The following is an 18,844-nucleotide window of genomic DNA, read 5'->3' on the forward strand; positions in this document are numbered from 1 at the left end:
ACGTACTGGTTTTTTAATAGGCTGTTTTCTTATTCATTGTTGCTCTTGAATGTGGTTGATTTCCGCTCCAGGTTGCTCGCTTTCCACGGGGCGTGCGGTGAGCCTCCTGCCGCTTTGCGCCATTAGGAGTCTCCACCTGACCGCTCGTCCCGTAGGAGTCTCGCACCTTGCGCTTCATTCAACCTGCAGATGAAGAGAGAAATAAGAACCAAAATCAACAATCCTTTAGAAAAGAGCCTTTAAATAAAAAAATTAAACCAAAAAATGCCCCCTAGTGATTAGGGAGCATTCCTGGATAGAGGTTATTTTTGTTGTTGGTTCTTACCTTGTTGAGACTGTTGGTTTTGCTGACGAACTTCTTGAGCGTTAGTTTCGCTAGCAAATTCAGTTCCGTAAGACTGACCAGCTTGTTGTTGTTGAGCTTGCTGCTTTTGGCGAGCTTGCTGTTGTTGTTGTTTTTGTTGTTGTTGTTTGTCCATGTTTTTTCACCTCCACGAAATATAATTTACCCGGGGGAGATGTGTTTTATAAGGTGTTTTTATTAATATATATTTCCAGTATTAAAAGTTAAAAAATTGGGGGATAAATGAATGATTACACTAATTTAAGGAGGATTGAAATCATGTATGTAGGAAGAGATATGACCGAACTGAGTATGACCAGCAAAAATGAATGGAAAGACGAAGAGCTCGCCTATTTTCATCACTCACTGCAGCAGATGGCCCCTTATCTAAACGAAGAAGGCACGAGTATTCACAGAGAAATTATTAAAGAAATCGAAGCTCGCGGCGGCTTAAAGCGCGGCGAAGCTGATTGGACACACGGGACCGAAGTTAAATATGATTGAATAAGGTGGATCCCCAGCGTGCAGCGTGCTGGGGATCTTTTTTGACGGCGCGCATAAATCTCTGCGAACACGCATAAATCTCTGCGAACGCGCATAAATCTCTGCGAACGCGCATAAATCTCTGCGAACGCGCATAAATCTCTGCGAACGCGCATAAATCTCTGCGAACGCGCATAAATCTCTGCGAACGCGCATAAAAACAAGCCCTCCGCTTCGCTGGGGCTTGTTTTTATTAAAAGTTGCTATATGACTGGCCGCCATCGACGTTCAGCGTGCTGCCGACGACCCAGGAAGCTCTCTTAGAAGCTAAAAATACAGCTACATTTGCAACTTCTTCGACTGTACCGAAACGTCCAGCCGAAATATGTTCTTCAACGAATGCATTTATTTTATCTGGATCTTGTTCCAATCTTTTTTTCCAATTTCCTGTCTCATGCAATATAGAACCAGGAGCTACCCCGTTTACACGGACACCTTTGGAAATCATCTCATCTCCAAATGATTTCGTGAAAGAAATCATTGCCGCTTTACTTGCATTATAAGTTGGCTTACCGCCTGATTCACGGCCGAAGATAGACGAAATATTAATAATGGCTCCCCCATCGGCATTAGCACTCATCACTGCAGCAGCTTTCTTACTCAAGTCCACAGCTGACAAAAAGTTCAGATGCATCGCTTCTTCAAATTGCTCCATGCTTGTTTCCATAACAGTTGATCCATTACTGCCGCCCGCATTGTTGACGAGTACATCAATCGTACTAAACTTCTCCAAGAAGTCTTTCATCACACGTTCCCGATCATGTTCATCAGTTACGTCCCCTTGAAAAATCTCGATGCCTTCTTTTTGAGCTGATTCCAAATCACTCAGGGTCCGTCCTACAATTCCAACCTTTGCGCCTTCATCTAGAAATGCATATGCAATCGCCTGTCCGATGCCCTTTGATCCGCCTGTAACGAGGACTGCTTTTCCTTCAAGTTCTAAGTTCATACAATAATCGCCTCCTTAATAAGCCTGATAATTTTTTGATGAGAAACAGGAAACGGATACTGATCCAGTTCGTCTACTGTTACCCATTTCCAATCGGGCGGCATCTCTTCAGTACCATCCAGCATTTTTCCTTGCCATATATTGATTTCCCATTTTAAGTGTGAAAAAACATGTTCAATATAGCCAGCCTTTTCCTCAAGCAAAACCTCGACACCAATATTTTCATCCAAATATCCTTTTAACGCTTCTGTTTCTGCATTTTTGTTTTCACCAACATATTCGGTATTCGGAAACTCCCACATGTTTGCCAGCAAACCTTCTGAAGGTCTTTTGTGAATAAGGAAACGTCCATCTTCTCCGGTTAAAATTCCTGCTGCCATCTTTGCTTTTCTGACCTTTGTTTTACCAAGCTTAACAGGAAGCTCATGCTGTTTTCCTTGCTCGAAACCTTTACAAAGCTCCCTCATCGGACAAAGCAAACAAGCTGGTGATTTCGGTGTGCAGATTAACGCACCAAGCTCCATCATCGCTTGATTAAAAGATGACGGATCCTCGTGGGATATGAGTTCGCGAACAGCTTTTTCAAACAAAATCCGGGTTTTAGGCTTGCTGATATCTTCTTCTATTAAGAGTATTCTTGATAAAACACGCATCACGTTGCCATCGACTGCTGGCTCAGGAATGCCATAAGCAATACTTAAAATGGCTCCAGCAGTATAAGGACCAACACCTTTCAAACCTGCTATTTCCTTAGGTGTATCAGGCACTTTTCCGCCATAAGATTCGCATACTTCCTTTACAGCGGTTTGTAAGTTTCGAACTCGGGAATAATAACCTAGACCCTCCCAAGCTTTAAGTACTTTCTCTTCATCAGCATAAGCAAGATCTTGAAGAGTAGGAAAAAGACTTGTGAACCGTTCGAAATAAGGAATCACCGTATCCACTCTTGTTTGCTGAAGCATGATTTCGGATACCCAGACACGGTAGGGATCCTGGTTTTCACGCCAAGGCAGAGTTCGCTTATTTTCACCATACCAAGTAAGCAATTGTTCTTGAAATTGTTTCACATATGACGTTTCGAGGGAAAATATACTATTACTTGTTGTGTTCAATTTAAAAATCTTCCTTTACGTTCATTTTTTCAAACGCCCAGCAGTGAATTTTTTCTGCTCCCCCTGACACAAACGGGAAAAGTTTTGAAAAAACAGGGTGCTCTGAAGACGTACGTTTTTCTTTTATCGTTTCATATGCTTCTTTATCGTTAACCTTAAAATATTCAACATAAAGCGACGGCTGATCCGCAGCTCTGTACCACTGAATGTCGGCTGCGCCTAGTTTTTTAAGCTCATCAATCACAGATGCCATTTCGTACTCATATGATTGAAGTGTCTGTGGAATTACTTTATACTCCATGAAAACTGTTAACATTAACTTTCACTCCATTCCCTACATAGGAGGTGGTCGCCTTGGATACAGGCACACATATTGTGATGGGGTTGGGATTAGGCGGTTTAGCCATGCTGGACCCTGCAATTGCAAATGATCCAGCGACATCCCAAGCCATCCTTGCCGGGACTTTGATCGGTTCCCAGGCTCCTGATTTTGATACTATTCTAAAGCTAAAAAACAACGCAGTCTATATTCGTAATCATAGGGGTCTAACCCATTCCCTGCCTGCATTGGTGATCTGGCCGCTTCTTTTATTCGGCATCATTTCATTGTTTGTTCCGCAGGCAGATAGCGGAAAGCTGCTCTTATGGACCGCTATTGCTGTTTTCCTGCATGTATTTGTAGATATTTTTAACGCTTATGGCACTCAAGCCTTATATCCTGTTTCAAAGAAATGGGTTGCTCTTGGCGTAATAAGCATCTTTGATCCATTTATTTTTTTCCTCCATATCGCGGGGCTTCTTCTCTGGTATGTTGGAGTCCACCCGGGATACACATTTTTAGCGGTGTATATCATTCTTGTGTTTTATTACATCTGGCGCATTCTAGCACGTCAAAGAGTAAATAAAATCGTTTTAGAAAAAATACCGGAAGCAGAAGAAATTTATGCGAGTCCCACAATACGCTGGGGACAATATCATTTGGCCATTAAATCAAAGCATGAATTTTTCGTTGCTGGCTTAAAAAATGGGAAAGTGACGATCTGGGATACATTTGACAGGCTCCCCATTCCACAGACAAAGATCGTCGATGCGGCAAAATTGGATAAAAATATTTCGGCCTTTCTTTCCTTCTCCCCTGTTCACAGATGGGAAGTTGAGAAAAATGATCATGGACATATGGTCCAATTTATCGATTTAAGATATAGAAGTAAAGGTCACTATCCCTTTGTTGCCATGGTCCAGCTCGATGAGAACCTGAACATTATCACATCTTATACGGGATGGGTATATTCTGAAGACCGTCTGAAAAAGAAAATGGATTTCTCACCGATGGATCTTTTAAATAACAATGAATAAGTAAAGAGACGGGCTCAGTTAATCTAACGGGTTCTCTTTTGGAGGAGAAAATGGCAATTCGCAAGCCTTTTAGCATAGGAAATAGCACTATGATTGGTTATGTAAATAACATCAAAAAAGACCAGAAATAAATCTGGTCTTTTTTTTACTTTATTCAGTTGCTTTATCTTTTACGTTTATTACTAAAGTGTCAAATAACTGCTCATCAATATAGACAAGCAATGCCCATTTCCCAGATGAAGGTAAAGAAACATTAGAAGGCATCGTGGCATCTGCCCCGTTCATTGCTCCTCCTGAAAAATCTCTAGTATAACCACTAGTTAACAAAGGCTCTTTCATAGATGTTTCTTGATGATAAGCTACCACGGTTAATTCTCCTTCTGCTTTCCCAAAGAAGTGCCATAACCATTTATCTTTTTTCTTCGCTTGTAAATCTGGTCCAACATAACCGACTTTGTTTGGATTTCCAAAGATATCACTGTTTCCATTGGTCCCTATTTTTGAAATCGTATTGTCCCAATCAATATTTTTAATATCATCATCGCTAACAAAACTAGGCGAATCATCATTTTGCATAACGGGCTGTGCTTTTTCATCCTTTGTCTCCTCTTTCTCTGAAACACAACCACTCATAATCAAACAGCACAAAGAAAACACGAGTAAAGAAAATTTAACTTTCAAATAAACTCCTCCTTTTTAGTAATCATACTTGTTTTCATATTTAAATATTAACATAAAATTCCAACAAACCTTTTAAAAAAACACCTCAAAGGTGAGGTGTTTTTCGTTACAGAGTTATTTAGGTGTTTTTTATTACCTCAAATATATAATATCCTCTAACTCAAACACCTTATCCGTTAAACCGATCCGTTGTGCAGGAGTCATATCTTGTTTATCTTTCATACAGAAGTTGTAATACGTTCTTAAGATGGTTAGAGCGAACTGTGCGTACTTTGGATTGAAATTGGCATAGATATAGCTTTTACCTTCTCCTCTAGCTGTTACAAGTGGACGTTCTAAGATGTTTAGTCTTCGTCTAATCACTTGGATAAACGCATCAGATGATTGATCGTTCACTTGGATCAACAGCTTCGCTAATTCCTTCTCAGAAAGACCACTCACGTCCGTTTTGCAATCAACGGAATAGTATCCTTTATCAATTGCAGCGATGGGATGTTCTAATGGATTGTTCGCATCTTTAATATACGTTTTTACAGGGGTTGTAACCGTTTGATAGAAAGAGTGTATTTTTAATTGTTCCTCTAGATATCGTGTAGCTATTCGGAAGTAAGATTTTGTTTGAAGGTCTTGACCGTCAGCCCACCATTTGAGGTTGATTCTCGCATCCTTATACTCTTCATAAGCCTGTTGTTTCGATTTCGTTTTGTCGGTCTTACATAAAAAATGATGTGCATCATACGTTCGAATTTCATTAGAGAATGTACGGTATAAGGCGGACATTATGGAGGCATCGTCATCAGTGATAAACCGCCATTCCTTCGCTTGAACCATCTCTTTGATCAACCAGTAATGAGCGATGTTTGTATAAGTCGCCTGAACGTGTAAGCCATCGATAAAAGACTGCCTTTTCTCCCACTCGGATAAAGCTAAATGGTACTCACCCTTTGTTTCAGTGTCATTGGCAGTAGGTGGCATCGGACAGCTCGTGTATTTTCTAAAACGGGCATTCTTCTTACTGAATTCCGACAGATGATCTTCTTTATAAAGAAAGGTATCAAGTGCGATATCTTCTAATGTTACGTTCCAATCATATGCCACATCAGCTCGAAAGACATAACGACTATGCGTATCCGTTGTAACGATGATATTTGTCGGAAACATCGCCGCATCTATGTTTCGATAATGGAATCCACCTTCACCCTTTTTTCTCACATTGTTCAAGTGGTAGGTCATCTTATCGGTGTTCAGCCACATTTCATCAAACTTCAGCTGCTGAAAACCTTTCTTTTCATACCGATTTAAAAACTCTAAACAACGGCGGTACATCCATTCTAATTTCGTGTAGTAAGTCTTCCTGCCGATTTGTAAGACTTCACACGTTCGACTGACAGGTGTGCGGTTCAATAACATCCTTGTGAACGTCGGAAGAATATCGTTTCTCTTCTGATGATAAGTGCTTGATTGTCGCTGTGTTGGAAGGACATTCGTTTTCTTTTTACACGTTTTACATTGATACCGCTGAGAGTTACTTCTACTTTTTCCTTGTTTATAGAAAAACTGCGGTTCATCAAACGGTGTGGAATCTACGTTTGTACAAGTATCTTTATGAAAAGTGTACTCTGGGTTCACTTCGGCAACTGACTCCGCCTCAACCAATCGTTTGATTTCTTCTGCAATAGACCAGTTTGATAAAACACTGGATGTACAGCCAAGCGTTGACTTATCAGATTTGGAAGGGAGAGGATTATCGTTACATTGGATTCTTTTATCGTAATTTGCTCCAACTAACTTGTAGCGGCTGGGTTTTCCTTTGACCGTTTGATACTTCACCTGAGGAAGTCCAAACGATTCACAATAAGGATTGAGACAGTGGTTCATCTGGAGGCTATATTCTTCGCCTTTCCACTTATAAGAAACAGGTTGGAACAGCATTGGGTGATAACGTTTAGAGAATTGCAACGGCGGAAGTAGAGGGTACTGTTGATTTCGATCCTGCAATTCTTTATGGGCAATTGGTGTTTCAATATCAATTAGTGATTCGTCTTTTGAAAGAAGCCGTTTTAGCTTGACCAATCAGTAATCCTCCTTATAGTTCTAAACCGATTGACTTCATAATACGTTTGTTGTTCCGTCTTTTTTCAATCCAGCTGATAAAGTTTTCGTCTTTTACAAGGTTTCGGCTTAAGAACAAGTCCACCACTTCATCTTCTGTGATCTCACAGTATTCGGCATAGTATTTGACGAGAGAACGGGTTTGTTCTGAGATGTGCCAATCCACTGTTTTGGCATTCTTGTTTTTAGGCTCAATAAAATCAAGCGTCTTTGTCGGCATCTTTTTCTTCCTTTCAAAATTGGTAACCAAATTAACACCTATTTTAGCAGTGCAATTAGCAGCGTGACAATAGTTATTGTCATCCTGCTAATTAGTATGCGAATTCGGGTGCTAAATTATACATAAAATCGCCAAAAACATTGATATAACAATAAAAAATAGCATACCAATTCACCTGCGAATTGGTATGCTATTTAAGCTGTTATTTGATGTTTTCTCCTCCAAAAGAGAACCCGTTACAGTTAATCGGCCCGTCTTTTTTAATGAATCGCTGAAATTTTGGATTGCTGGAGAAGTATTCGTGCAGCTTGTGGCCGTAAGAATTAATGAGCTGTGTTACCATTTTCTCGGTTACATCTTGTCCCTCATATTCCCTGCCTGCTTTTGCTCGGGTTGATTCAAAATCTTCCCATAATCCTTCCACCCATTCCCTTGATTCATGATAACTTAGCCCTGGGTTCACTTTTTGCAACATTTTCGCCAATCTGTCAAAACGCTCTTCCATTATTCTCCCTCCTTATCCAATTTTTAAAGAAAGTCCCGTCACATAAAGGTTTCTATTACGTTTCATACTAGTTGAGAACCGATTTAAAGGAGGTAATACCACATGCGTAATAAATCGAAAAACTTCCCTAATCGGATCTCCTTCTCAGGTGAGCCGAGAGCAAAAGAAGAGTTCTCTTCTAAACGGCCAGATGGATCAACTCGCGACCATCCACAGGAGCGAATGTTTCTATCCAATCAACACCGAGATGATCAGTAACTCTTGCGGTTATGAATTTCATTCTGGGGGGTGAATCAGTTGAACAAGAAAGATTACTTCTCATCAACACGATTTAACGGAAAATACTCTGACCCCTTTCACTCTCCGCGTGCCAATTCGAAGCATGCGTACAATCAAGTGAATGGGGAGACCCAGCAAGCACTAAATAACTATGTGCTTGAAATTCAAACACGTAAGCGTTCATAGTGAAGAATAAAGAAGCGGTCCTGTTATCGCTTCTTTATTTATGTTTCGTAAAGCTTTGTTGCTCTTGGAAGTGGTTGATTTCCGTTACAGGTGCTCGCTTTCCGGGGGGCGTGCGGTGAGCCTCCTGCCGCTATGCGCCATAGGAGTCTCACCTGTCACACTCGTCCCCCAGGAGTCTCGAACCTTGCACTCCAATCAACTTTTCAAAGAAGTTTTTTTGCAAATAGAAAAAAACGGGTTTATACCTCCAGAACAGAAATCGGCAACGCTTCTAACGTACTCTGTTTATTTTTATAGCCCCAGGCAAAAATACCATTTAGGTAAAGAACAGAAAAAGTGGAGCCAGGATCTCCTTGTATGCCATATTCTTTTCCGCTTTCAATGGTTGCAGGATCCATCAGATAGCATTTAGCCATAGCAATTTTACGTTCATAAACAGCGTACTCACTTACCATGCCCATTTGTTCTGCTTTTTGTGCTTTTGCCCTTAAGGAAGCAATTTCTGCTCTTATTTCAGACTCAGTCATCTCGCTAAATCTTTTTTCCATTTGAATCTTTCCTCTCTTTTCTGTACGCTGAAACGTGGATTCAAACCTACTTTACATAGGAGTGATTATTTTGAATAAAACTGTCATTATTACAGGCGGCGGGTCAGGTCTTGGATTGGCCTTAGCAAAGCAATACATCAAAAAATTTAATGTATGCCTGATTGGGCGTACGGAAACGAAACTTCAGGAAGCCGTAAAAACCATAACGCAAAATGATAATCGCGTTTCCTATCAAGTTTGTGATGTTGCCAACTATGAGCAAGTCCAAACCGTTTTACATGCAATATTTGAAAAAGAATCTGTACACCTTTTAATAAACAACGCAGGAATTGGTGTTTTTGAACCTCTAAACGCCTTAACAAAAGACGATATTGAGCTCATGGTCAATACAAATGTATATGGAACGCTTTATCCTTCACAAGCAGTATTTCCTCTTTTTAAAAAACAAGGCTTCGGCAAGGTCATGAACATTATCTCTACTGCCGGCCTAAGAGGAAAAGTGAATGAGTCTGTCTATTGCGCTACGAAATTTGCTGTACGCGGTTTTACAGAAAGCCTCGTTAAAGAATGGGAAGGAACCGGTATATTCCCTACAGCGGTCTATATGGGTGGCATGGATACGCCATTTTGGGATGAGACAGATCACATTAAAGACCGCTCCCGTTTAAAATCTCCAGAAACGGTAGCAAAAATGATTTTCGATCAGGACGATAACCGATCAGAAATTTTTATAGATCGTTAAGCTCGTCTCCATTTAGAACTTCCGATATAACTGATGAATCAAAGCCCTTGCCGTATAAAAACCGCTTCATGCGTGACTCGTACTCATAGCCGCTGTATTTCTTATACTTTTGATGCGCTTTTTTCGCATGAGCCAGCAGGGCTTCTTTTTCTTCTTCAGCAGTCTGGCTGATCTTTGCTTCTTGGAAAGCCATCTCAATCACTTCCCAATTGAATCCTTTTTGCTGAAGCTGCTGAGCGATTTTTTGCTTTTGTTCTTTCTCAGAACGTTTTGCATTGCTTCTGAATTGTTTTTGAATAAACTTCACGGAAGCCTCGAGCTGTTCCTCATATGTGAACTGGTCTAGCGCCTCTTCCGTATCGCCTTCGCCTATGCCTTTTTTCTTAAGCTCCTGGCGGATAGCACCCGGTCCTTTAAAAGAAGTATTCATACGGGTTTTTACGAACGATTCCGCAAACGTTTTATCATTAACAAAATCATACTCTGATAATTTATCGATTACCCTTTTGATCGTGGATTCAGTGACCTCTTTTTTCTCAAGAAACGCTTCTATTTCATGGACTGTCCGCATTCGATACGACAAAAAATGGAGTGCTTTATTAAAAGCCTTTCGATACTCATCTTCTTCGATGATTTCTTCCCATTCATCCTCATCGATCTCCATACCTTTTTGCAGCTGAAACTTTATTAAAACATCAGCATCCACACTAAAAGCGAACTCTTCTTTTTTTCCTTTTTGAATAAATACATTAAATCGTTCATCATTTTTTTGCTGAGCAGAAATCCTTGTTATTACAGCCATCTACCCACCTTCTTTCACCCATTAGTGTACCATAATTCGTTTTTTATTAGAAAAAAGCATCCTCCCATTAGAGAAGATGCTTTTTCGTGAAAGTGCAGCCTGCACTTGTTTTTAGCTTATCAACAGCGTTTTGCGTTAGCGCCATATTTATTTTCAAGTAATTCCGCAAAGAACTCCTTTTCAGTTGGAGGTTTCTTTTCAGGATGGTTATTCTCCAAATGTTTTACATAAGCTTGGTAGTCAGGCAGGTTTGATATGCCTTTTCCTATATAAAAAATCACTTGAAAGATACTTCTCACCCATTCCCAAGCTGCTTTTAAACTCATGAAACCTCACCAAGCTTTGTCTGCACAAATGGCTCTTCAGCCGTTTCTAAAGGTTTATCACTCTTGATGGCTTTATACCAGATTCTCATTGCATCAATTAGCACTCCTAAAATAAGCAGCATAAAGATCGCTGTTAAATAAGCGTTTAATGTGTTATTAAAAACAAGACGCTCTGCAGCTTCAATGGATGGGACAGTAGGCGGCAAGTTTCCGCTTGCTGCAGCTTCTTTCATAACCTCTGCCTGCTTTAAGAAACCAATCTTCGGGATGTCAGAAAAAATCTTTTGCCACGCAGCATAGAATGTCACGATCATCAACCAGGCAAGAGGCATTAACGTTACCCACACATATTTCTTTTTCCCCATTTTTAAGATAACAGTGGTTGCTACAATTAGAGCGATTGCAGCGAGCATCTGGTTAACAATACCGAACAATGGCCACAGGGTATTAATTCCTCCTAACGGATCTGTAACACCAACTACCAGGAAGTAACCCCAGCCTGCTACAACAAGTGCACTTGTAAAATAAACGGCGGCCATTGAATCCGTTTTTCTAAGTGGTTTATACACCTGGCCCAGAAGATCCTGAAGCATAAAACGCCCTACCCTTGTACCTGCATCAATGGTGGTCAATATAAACACCGCTTCAAAAAGTATCGCAAAGTGGTACCAGAAAGCCATCAATTGAGGCCCGCCAATAACTTGTGAAAATATTTGTGCAATCCCCACAGCAAGTGAAGGTGCTCCTCCTGTTCGGGAAAGAATAGACTCTTCATCTACATTTTTAGCAAGTTCATTAATCTCATCAGCTGAAACGGTATAGCCCCATGAAGAAATCGTAGTTGCTGCTGTGGCAACATCAGGACCAATTGCTGCCCCTGGTGAATTGATTGCAAAGTAAATTCCAGGAGTTAATAATGTTGCAGCAACCATAGCCATAACAGCTACAAAAGATTCTGTCAGCATCCCCGCATAACCTACCATTGGAGCATGACTCTCATTTGCAATCAACTTAGGTGAAGTTCCTGAAGAAATAAGAGCATGGAAACCAGAAACCGCTCCACATGCAATCGTAATAAACAAGAACGGAAATAGATTACCTGCAAATACAGGACCAGTACCATCAATGAACTTTGTAAGAGCAGGCATTTGAATTTCAGGCATAACAATTAAAATACCTAGTGCCATCATTCCAATTACTCCTACTTTTAAGAATGTGCTTAAATAGTCTCTCGGTGCTAAGAGCATCCAGACAGGAAGCACTGATGCTAAGAAACCATAAATAATCAGCATCCAAGCCAAAGTTTCACCATCAAATGTAAAAATTGGTGCAAGTGTTGGGGAATCAGCAACCCATTGACCGCTGATCAATGCGAAAACTAATAAAACAAAACCAATTATTGATGCCTCTCCAACTCTCCCCGGCCTTAAATAACGCATGTAAATGCCCATAAATAGAGCGATAGGAATCGTCATTGCAATCGTGTAGGTACCCCATGGACTGGATTTGAGTGCATTAACAACAACCAATGCAAGTACTGCAATTAAAATGATCATAATAGCAAAAACACCGATTAAAGCTAAAATACCGCCAACTGGTCCAATTTCTTCTTTAGCAATCTGACCAATTGATTTACCTCTGCGTCTCATAGATATTATTAAGATAACAAAGTCTTGAACTGCCCCCGCCAGTACTGCTCCGACAATAATCCAAATAGTCCCTGGCAAATATCCCATTTGTGCAGCTAATGTCGGACCGACAAGTGGACCAGCTCCTGCTATCGCTGCAAAGTGATGTCCATACAAAACCCATTTATTTGTTGGGACATAATCTTTTCCGTCCGTGTATCTTTCAGCAGGTGTCGCATTGTTTTTGTTGAGGCTGAAAATCTTTGTTGCAATAAATCGCGCATAAAACCGATAAGCGATCGCATACGTACACAAAGAAGCAACGACAAACCAAATAGCGTTGATCTTTTCATCCCGTTGCAGAGCAATGATTGAAAGTGCAATTCCTCCAGCTAGCCCTATACCTATCCACAAAAGCGCTTTCAAAAAAGGATTCTTCTTTTTTGCGGGTACATTTCGTTGAAGCTCCATATGCATTTTCTCCTCCTCAATAGTGGTACTATAGTATGTACAAGATGAATTATAACAAATATTCTTAATTTTTAAATAACATTATGAGAAGAGGTGGATTTTTTTTGAAAAATATTTTAATTACGGGAGGCACAGGTTTTGTTGGAAGTGCACTGACAAAATATCTAACCTCACTTGGAAATGAAGTATTCATTCTTACAAGAAGCAATAAAAAGACAAACGAAAGAAAGGTTCATTATGTTCAATGGCTAGCCGAACAAGAAATTGAGCTTCCTCCTATTGACGCTGTGATAAATCTTGCTGGCGAGTCCATTAATGGGAGATGGACTGAAGAGAAGAAGAAAGCAATTTTAAACAGCCGTTTAAAAGTGACCGAAAACCTTTTGCAACTCGTTCAAAAAATGCCCCAAAAGCCTGAGGTATGGGTTAACGCTTCAGCAATTGGCTATTATGGCACTTCAGAATCGGAAGTGTTTACTGAAAGAACAACATCAGCTGGTACCGATTTTTTAGCCGAAGTTGTAAGAGCATGGGAAACAAAAGCAAGTGAGGCAAGTGAGTTAGGCTGCCGGACTGTGATTACGAGGTTTGGACTCATTCTTGGACGAAATGGCGGTGTCCTTCCCCAGTTGTCTCTCCCTTATCGTTTTTTTGCAGGAGGAACTGTTGGATCCGGCAGCCAATGGGTTTCATGGGTTCATATAGAGGATGTTGTATGGGTAATTCAAAAAGCCATAGAAGACAATGATTATAGAGGTCCTGTAAACGTTACCTCTCCAAATCCTGTTACGATGAAAGAGTTTGGCCAAGTTACAGGTGAAGTGATGCACCGTCCGCACTGGCTGCCTGCCCCTTCATTTACATTTAAGCTCCTTTTTGGTGAAATGAGCATGCTGATCTTAAAAGGCCAGCAAGTAATTCCTGAAAAAGCGGTAAACTTAGGTTATGTGTTTAAGTTTCCACACCTAAAGGGGGCTTTACATGATTTGTTACAATGATAATAAAAGGCTGTTTTCGTAATACTTGTTGCTAATAGATGATGTTGATTTCCGCTCCAATCAACTAGTCGAAGAAGCGTACTCCAAAAAAATGTTCCAAAGCAACAATCTTTTCGAAATGAGCCTAATAAAAACAAATGACTAGGTGATTCATAATGAAGAAGTTAATTCAAAAAGCAAAAGTATATCCAATAACAAGCTCTGAGCTGGAGCAAGGAGATGTATTAATAGAAAACGGCAAGATCGTTGCCGTTGAAACTTCAATAGAGCCTGCTTCTGAAATGGAGGTTATACATGCAGAAAACCTTCATCTTCTCCCTGGATTTATTGATGTACATACACATTTGGGTCTTTACGATGAAGGAACAGGCTGGGCAGGAAATGATGCCAATGAAACACACGAGGTGCTTACTCCGCATATTCGTGCGATCGATGGCTGTCATCCTCTGGACATTGCATTTAAAGATGCTGTACGATTCGGGGTTACGACCGCCCACATCATGCCAGGAAGCGCGAATGTTATCGGCGGCACGACTTCAGTTATTAAAACACATGGCCATGATATACGGAAAATGATTATCAAAGAAACGGCAGGACTTAAAATTGCACTAGGAGAGAATCCTAAACGGATTCATAGCGGACGCCACAATGATTCCATTACCCGCATGGGAATTATGGGTATGCTCCGTGAAGCTTTTTACCAGGCACAGGGCTCTGCTTACCAAGATAATCTCCGTGTCGCCCCGATTGCTGCAGCATTAAATCGCGAAATACCTGTGCGCATTCATGCTCATCGTGCAGATGATATATTGTCAGCCATCCGTTTTGCAGAAGAGTTTAACCTAGATTTCCGGATTGAGCATTGTACAGAAGGACACTTAATTGCAGATTCGTTAAAAGATTTAAATCTAAAGGTCAGCGTTGGGCCAACATTAACCCGAAAGTCTAAGATTGAACTAAAAAACAAAACATGGGACACGTATCGCATATTATCTGAAAATAATGTCGAAGTTTCGATCACAACTGATCATCCTTATATTCCTATCCAATACTTGAACGTTTGTGCAGCCATTGCAGTACGGGAAGGATTAAGCCAAAAAAAGGCGCTTGAAGGAATCACGATTGCACCAGCCAGAAACCTTGGAATAGCGAATCGTGTCGGAAGTATTGAACCCGGGAAAGATGCTGATTTATCCTTGTGGACAGAGCATCCGTTCCACTTTTCTGCTACTCCAGTTATGACGATGATTGAAGGCGAAATAATTTACAAAAAATCTACAAAATAACTATTTTCTTTTTTAGAAAAATGTCTTATGATACAAGAAGAGCAACATGCGGATTTCAATTAATCCGGTCTAACTAAAAAGTGCTCTTTTGAACACCAAAATTATTTTCATAAATTAAATATTGAGCAAGGGAAGGCAATTGGTGCGCCACCAGCTATGACTGGTCCTAGTGGGTTCGATTCCCACCCCGAATTAATTTTTATTCTTAATTCGAGGGTGGGGGATAATTCTGCCCTCTAGGAGGGATTAAATTGTTGAAAAAGCGTGATTTATCAGACAGTCATGTTCTTTACAATTTAATGGTGCACCCAGACGTCTTCCCTTTTGTACGTCAAAAAGCTGCTTCTTTTGAGGAATTCATGTTCTTAACGAAGCAAACGATCGAGGAAGAAGACCAAGGAAAAATCATTTCCAGAACGATTTTGGATGAGTGGCATAATCCTATCGGCACCATTAATTTATTCGATGTTCAAGATGGCTACGGTTTTCTTGGAACATGGATCGGTCAGCCATACTTTGGCAAGGGTTATAATAACATAGCAAAAGAAGCATTCTTTTCTGAGTTATTTTTTGAAAAGGATATTCATACGGTATTTATGAGAATCCGAAAGGTAAACATTCGCTCACAAAAAGCTGCAGAAAAAATCCCTTATGTGACACTTGCAAATGAATCACGCAAGGATATTTACGACCAGCTCAATCAAGGCGAAGAAATTTATAACCTTTATCAGATTGAAAAAGATAACTATTTAATGCATCAGCTGCGTACTCAGCCGCTTGAAGTGGCAGAAGAGCAATTAAAGGAAGCTTAATACACGTAACATGTTTATAAAGCCTGCACATACTAAGACCACCTTCATCTTTTGAAGGTGGTCTTTTTTGGTTTTTGTGAATACCCTTCTTTGACAAGTTGATTGGAGCACAAGGTGCGAGACTCCTGCGGGATCAGCGGGACAGGTGAGACTCCTAAAGGCGCAAAGCGCGAGGAGGCTCACCGCACGCCCCGCGGAAAGCGAGCATCCTGGAGCGGAAATCAACAACCTCAAAAACAGACAATTTATAAGGAGGCATTACTTATGAAAAGCAGCAAACGCGAAGCAAAAGAACGAAATAATGATTTAACCAAAACGCAAGAAGTCACTTACAAAGAAGAATTAAAATCTGCAGAGTCCGTTGCAGAAACTAAAGAAATGACGAATGAAGACTATTCATAAGTGGTGAATTCTTCCTGTATCAGAATTTAGTATTCTGCACATTCTAAGTTCGAGGACAAGTTCCTCACAAGCTTTTGATTTACGTTTCAAACATTGTATATCTTTAAGGAGGTATTTTTGTGGAAAAACGTAACCGAAAGTCCCCATCGCACAACAAAGCTAATGCTTCTCAAGCCAAAGGACTTGACGTCGAGTACTCAAGTGAATTGGCAGATCAAAACGATCTTGAAGCGCAAGCTCGTGCACAAGCCGCTGACCGACGCCAACAAAAAGGCCGTCGCTAAGTGCAAAAAGACCTGCTGGGATAGCAGGTCTTTTTTTAATATAAAGAATTTTCGATAGTGCATAACCTGTGGATAAAGTTATCAACAGTCTTGTGTATAATGTGAATAAATTGATTAACCATATAACTTATTATGTGCAATTCTGTGCAAAAATTGTGGATTATACACAGTTTCTGTGGAAAACCTTGTGGATAGTGTGTATATATCAGAATTTTTGAAGCAATAAAATTATTATTTTACTGAAAGCTCTTTTATAATTTTTGCTGGGTTTCCACCTACAACTGCATTATCTGGTATATCTTTCGTGACTACTGCTCCTGATGCAATAACAGCATTGTTGCCTATTGTTACACCTGGATTAATAATTGAACCGCCTCCAAACCATACATTATTGCCAATATGAACGGGCTTTCCATATTCCTTACCTGAGTTTCGTTCATGAGGATCTAAGGGATGTGTTGCCGTATAAATATGAACACCGGGAGCCAGCATGCAGTTATCACCAATACGGACTTCACAAACATCTAGAATTGTACAATCAAAGTTCGCGTAGAAATTTTCCCCAACATGAATGTTGTACCCGTAATCACATTTGAAATTAGGTTCTATACCAATGTTTTCACCAGTTGAGCCAAATAGTTCTTTGATAAGCTTGTTTCTCTTTTCGGCCTCGTTCTCGAAAGTTGCATTGTACAATCTCGTTAACCTTCTTGCTTCTATGCGCTCTTTCTCTAATTGAGGATCATTTGGCCGATACATTTCGCCATTAATCATCTTTTCTTTTTCTGAAGTCATAAGAAAGCCTCCCCATGCTAACCTAGTGTTTTTTTAAGACCAATGTACAAACAGCTTCTACTTGTGCTGTTTGCGGAAACATATCCACAGGCGTTACATTCTCAACTTCAAATCCTTTACTTATCAACATGTGGACATCTTTTGCTAAAGTTGAAGGATTACAAGAAACATAAACCATTCGTTTTGGTTTTATCTTTGCAACTGTTTCTAGAAAGGTTTGATCACAGCCCGTTCTTGGCGGATCTACAACAATCACGTCAGGACGCCAGCCTTCTTTTAGCCATTTAGGCAGCAGTTTTTCAGCTTTGCCCGTTTCATACTGGGCATTCGTAATCCCATGTTTCTCAGCATTTTTTCTAGCATCTTCTATTGATTCTTTAATAATGTCCATTCCTCTTACTTCTTTTGCACCATTTGCCAGCCACATACCTATTGTCCCTGAGCCGCAATAAGCATCCACAATTCTTTCTTTACCTGTCAGTTTTGCTTGCCTTTTTACTTCATCATAAAGCTTAACCGTCTGCTGCGGATTTAATTGAAAGAATGCACGTGCAGATAGTTCAAAGCTAAGATCTCCTAAATGCTCTGTTATCGTGTCTTTTCCGTATACCCCTTCTGTTTGATCACCAAAAATTAATGATGTTTTTTCTTCATTAACATTTTGAACAAATGAAGTTACTTGCGGAAGACGTTTTTTAACCTCTGCTATAAACAGTTCTATTTTAGGAAAAGTTTCTGTAGCTGTAACAAGAACGAGTTGTATTTGATCGGTACGAAAAGCTGTTCGAACCACAATTGTGCGAATGCTCCCTGTACGCTTTCTTTCGTTATAAACAGGAAGGTTAAGATCACGTATGATCTGTTTAACTTTATTCGTTACGATGTTCGTATCTTCGTGTTGAACCAGGCAGTGATCAATATTAATCAGTTTATGAGAATTGCTGCTGTATAACCCAGCGATGACTGTATCATTTATCTTGCCTACTTGAAACTGGCTCTTGTTACGGTAATACCATGGCTCTTTCATTCCAATAGTTTTCTCTAGAGGGAGTTCGTCTTTAGAAATTTTAGTGTACCGTTCAAAAGCCTGTGCAACGATATCTCTTTTTTCTTTTAACTGTGACGGATAGGCCAAATGCTGAAGCTGGCATCCTCCACACTCCTCATAAATTGGGCATGGCGGAGTTGTCCGGTTTTTTGACTGCTTTTTTATCTTTTTGATTTTGCCTTCTGCTCTGTTCGGAAACACTTTTGTGATTTCAACCTGAATTTCTTCACCAGGAAGTGCACCAGGAACAAATACCACCTGGCGTTTATAAAATCCAATTCCTTCTCCATTTATTCCGAGTCTTTTAATACTTAAAGGAAAGCTTTGTCCTGTTTTCATGATAGGATTAGCTGTATTTTTCATATATAATTCACTCATTTCCTCGCTAAAAGTCGCTTTTCTTATTGTAGACGAAA

24 protein-coding genes are annotated in these 18,844 nt (G+C 40.1%); 10 read left to right on the forward strand and 14 right to left on the reverse strand.

Annotated elements, in window-relative coordinates; all coding sequences use genetic code 11:
* Positions 1 to 302 precede the first annotated feature (302 nt).
* Positions 303 to 479 carry a gamma-type small acid-soluble spore protein gene (locus ACFQ4X_RS17730; protein WP_226537168.1) on the reverse strand — a complete coding sequence of 59 codons (177 nt, stop codon included), beginning with the start codon at positions 477 to 479 and terminating at the stop codon, positions 303 to 305.
* Positions 480 to 622: 143 nt separating this feature from the next.
* Between ACFQ4X_RS17730 and ACFQ4X_RS17735 the strand changes: the two genes are divergently transcribed.
* The gene (locus ACFQ4X_RS17735) at positions 623 to 847 is read left to right on the forward strand and encodes a hypothetical protein (protein ID WP_066286205.1); all 225 of its coding nucleotides are present in this window, start codon (positions 623 to 625) and stop codon (positions 845 to 847) included.
* Between the two features lie 232 nt (positions 848 to 1,079).
* Here ACFQ4X_RS17735 and ACFQ4X_RS17740 read toward each other — a convergent pair whose 3' ends face one another.
* From ACFQ4X_RS17740 to ACFQ4X_RS17750, 3 genes are read right to left on the reverse strand one after another with little or no spacing between them, the layout of a single operon-like run.
* Positions 1,080 to 1,835: an SDR family NAD(P)-dependent oxidoreductase gene (locus tag ACFQ4X_RS17740; protein ID WP_379837517.1), complete on the reverse strand. Its 756-nt coding sequence runs from the start codon at positions 1,833 to 1,835 to the stop codon at positions 1,080 to 1,082.
* Positions 1,832 to 2,947 (reverse strand): A/G-specific adenine glycosylase, encoded by a 1,116-nt coding sequence (gene mutY / locus ACFQ4X_RS17745; RefSeq protein WP_379837519.1) that lies wholly within the window; start codon positions 2,945 to 2,947, stop codon positions 1,832 to 1,834. Before mutY ends, ACFQ4X_RS17740 begins: the two co-directional genes overlap by 4 nt.
* Position 2,948: 1 nt before the next feature.
* A complete protein-coding gene (locus ACFQ4X_RS17750; protein WP_379837521.1) occupies positions 2,949 to 3,263 on the reverse strand; it encodes a hypothetical protein in 315 nt (104 codons plus the stop codon).
* A gap of 38 nt (positions 3,264 to 3,301) precedes the next feature.
* Between ACFQ4X_RS17750 and ACFQ4X_RS17755 the strand changes: the two genes are divergently transcribed.
* The gene (locus tag ACFQ4X_RS17755; RefSeq protein WP_379837523.1) at positions 3,302 to 4,303 is read left to right on the forward strand and encodes a metal-dependent hydrolase; all 1,002 of its coding nucleotides are present in this window, start codon (positions 3,302 to 3,304) and stop codon (positions 4,301 to 4,303) included.
* Positions 4,304 to 4,453: 150 nt separating this feature from the next.
* Here ACFQ4X_RS17755 and ACFQ4X_RS17760 read toward each other — a convergent pair whose 3' ends face one another.
* From ACFQ4X_RS17760 to ACFQ4X_RS17775, 4 genes are all read right to left on the reverse strand, one after another.
* Entirely contained in the window at positions 4,454 to 4,984 is a 531-nt protein-coding gene (locus ACFQ4X_RS17760; protein ID WP_379837525.1) for a DUF4871 domain-containing protein, read from the reverse strand.
* 132 nt (positions 4,985 to 5,116) lie between these two features.
* Entirely contained in the window at positions 5,117 to 7,057 is a 1,941-nt protein-coding gene (locus tag ACFQ4X_RS17765; protein ID WP_379837527.1) for an insertion element protein, read from the reverse strand.
* Between the two features lie 13 nt (positions 7,058 to 7,070).
* The gene (locus ACFQ4X_RS17770; protein ID WP_379837529.1) at positions 7,071 to 7,316 is read right to left on the reverse strand and encodes a hypothetical protein; all 246 of its coding nucleotides are present in this window, start codon (positions 7,314 to 7,316) and stop codon (positions 7,071 to 7,073) included.
* 202 nt (positions 7,317 to 7,518) lie between these two features.
* Positions 7,519 to 7,821, reverse strand: coding sequence for a YfhJ family protein (locus tag ACFQ4X_RS17775; RefSeq protein ID WP_379837531.1), 303 nt, complete (start codon positions 7,819 to 7,821; stop codon positions 7,519 to 7,521).
* Between the two features lie 102 nt (positions 7,822 to 7,923).
* Here ACFQ4X_RS17775 and sspK point away from each other — a divergent pair, with 102 nt between their 5' ends.
* Together sspK and ACFQ4X_RS17785 are read left to right on the forward strand one after the other, a co-directional pair.
* Positions 7,924 to 8,079 carry a small, acid-soluble spore protein K gene (gene sspK / locus ACFQ4X_RS17780; protein ID WP_066286185.1) on the forward strand — a complete coding sequence of 52 codons (156 nt, stop codon included), beginning with the start codon at positions 7,924 to 7,926 and terminating at the stop codon, positions 8,077 to 8,079.
* A 39-nt stretch (positions 8,080 to 8,118) separates the two neighbouring features.
* Positions 8,119 to 8,286, forward strand: a complete 168-nt coding sequence (locus ACFQ4X_RS17785; protein ID WP_077364736.1) for a YpzG family protein — start codon at positions 8,119 to 8,121, stop codon at positions 8,284 to 8,286.
* A gap of 239 nt (positions 8,287 to 8,525) precedes the next feature.
* On the opposite strand, the gene ACFQ4X_RS17790 is transcribed toward ACFQ4X_RS17785, so the two are convergent.
* The gene (locus ACFQ4X_RS17790; protein ID WP_379837533.1) at positions 8,526 to 8,834 is read right to left on the reverse strand and encodes a YfhH family protein; all 309 of its coding nucleotides are present in this window, start codon (positions 8,832 to 8,834) and stop codon (positions 8,526 to 8,528) included.
* Between the two features lie 61 nt (positions 8,835 to 8,895).
* Between ACFQ4X_RS17790 and ACFQ4X_RS17795 the strand changes: the two genes are divergently transcribed.
* Positions 8,896 to 9,576 (forward strand): SDR family NAD(P)-dependent oxidoreductase, encoded by a 681-nt coding sequence (locus ACFQ4X_RS17795; protein WP_379837952.1) that lies wholly within the window; start codon positions 8,896 to 8,898, stop codon positions 9,574 to 9,576.
* On the opposite strand, the gene recX is transcribed toward ACFQ4X_RS17795, so the two are convergent.
* From recX to ACFQ4X_RS17810, 3 genes are all read right to left on the reverse strand, one after another.
* The gene (recX, locus tag ACFQ4X_RS17800; protein ID WP_379837535.1) at positions 9,563 to 10,378 is read right to left on the reverse strand and encodes a recombination regulator RecX; all 816 of its coding nucleotides are present in this window, start codon (positions 10,376 to 10,378) and stop codon (positions 9,563 to 9,565) included. The two genes, ACFQ4X_RS17795 and recX, sit on opposite strands and share 14 nt — an antisense overlap.
* A gap of 119 nt (positions 10,379 to 10,497) precedes the next feature.
* On the reverse strand, positions 10,498 to 10,704 hold the full coding sequence (locus ACFQ4X_RS17805; protein WP_379837537.1) for a YbdD/YjiX family protein: 207 nt from the start codon (positions 10,702 to 10,704) through the stop codon (positions 10,498 to 10,500).
* Positions 10,701 to 12,803 carry a carbon starvation CstA family protein gene (locus ACFQ4X_RS17810; protein WP_379837539.1) on the reverse strand — a complete coding sequence of 701 codons (2,103 nt, stop codon included), beginning with the start codon at positions 12,801 to 12,803 and terminating at the stop codon, positions 10,701 to 10,703. The genes ACFQ4X_RS17805 and ACFQ4X_RS17810 overlap by 4 nt, the downstream gene beginning before the upstream one ends.
* Positions 12,804 to 12,886: 83 nt before the next feature.
* Here ACFQ4X_RS17810 and ACFQ4X_RS17815 point away from each other — a divergent pair, with 83 nt between their 5' ends.
* From ACFQ4X_RS17815 to ACFQ4X_RS17835, 5 genes are all read left to right on the forward strand, one after another.
* Entirely contained in the window at positions 12,887 to 13,801 is a 915-nt protein-coding gene (locus ACFQ4X_RS17815) for a TIGR01777 family oxidoreductase (RefSeq protein ID WP_379837541.1), read from the forward strand.
* Positions 13,802 to 13,956: 155 nt separating this feature from the next.
* Complete coding sequence (locus ACFQ4X_RS17820; protein WP_379837543.1) at positions 13,957 to 15,087, forward strand: amidohydrolase; 1,131 nt, start codon at positions 13,957 to 13,959, stop codon at positions 15,085 to 15,087.
* Positions 15,088 to 15,338: 251 nt separating this feature from the next.
* On the forward strand, positions 15,339 to 15,899 hold the full coding sequence (locus tag ACFQ4X_RS17825) for a GNAT family N-acetyltransferase (RefSeq protein WP_379837545.1): 561 nt from the start codon (positions 15,339 to 15,341) through the stop codon (positions 15,897 to 15,899).
* A gap of 264 nt (positions 15,900 to 16,163) precedes the next feature.
* Positions 16,164 to 16,301 carry a hypothetical protein gene (locus ACFQ4X_RS17830; protein ID WP_156774208.1) on the forward strand — a complete coding sequence of 46 codons (138 nt, stop codon included), beginning with the start codon at positions 16,164 to 16,166 and terminating at the stop codon, positions 16,299 to 16,301.
* Between the two features lie 119 nt (positions 16,302 to 16,420).
* Positions 16,421 to 16,585, forward strand: a complete 165-nt coding sequence (locus tag ACFQ4X_RS17835; RefSeq protein WP_379837547.1) for a YfhD family protein — start codon at positions 16,421 to 16,423, stop codon at positions 16,583 to 16,585.
* A gap of 231 nt (positions 16,586 to 16,816) precedes the next feature.
* Here ACFQ4X_RS17835 and ACFQ4X_RS17840 read toward each other — a convergent pair whose 3' ends face one another.
* A complete protein-coding gene (locus ACFQ4X_RS17840; RefSeq protein WP_379837549.1) occupies positions 16,817 to 17,380 on the reverse strand; it encodes a sugar O-acetyltransferase in 564 nt (187 codons plus the stop codon).
* 22 nt (positions 17,381 to 17,402) lie between these two features.
* Entirely contained in the window at positions 17,403 to 18,791 is a 1,389-nt protein-coding gene (gene rlmD / locus ACFQ4X_RS17845; protein ID WP_379837551.1) for a 23S rRNA (uracil(1939)-C(5))-methyltransferase RlmD, read from the reverse strand.
* Positions 18,792 to 18,844 lie beyond the last annotated feature (53 nt).

The organism is Fictibacillus halophilus (assembly GCF_042680145.1).
In the GTDB taxonomy this organism is placed as follows: Bacteria; Bacillota; Bacilli; order Bacillales; family Fictibacillaceae; genus Fictibacillus; species Fictibacillus halophilus_A.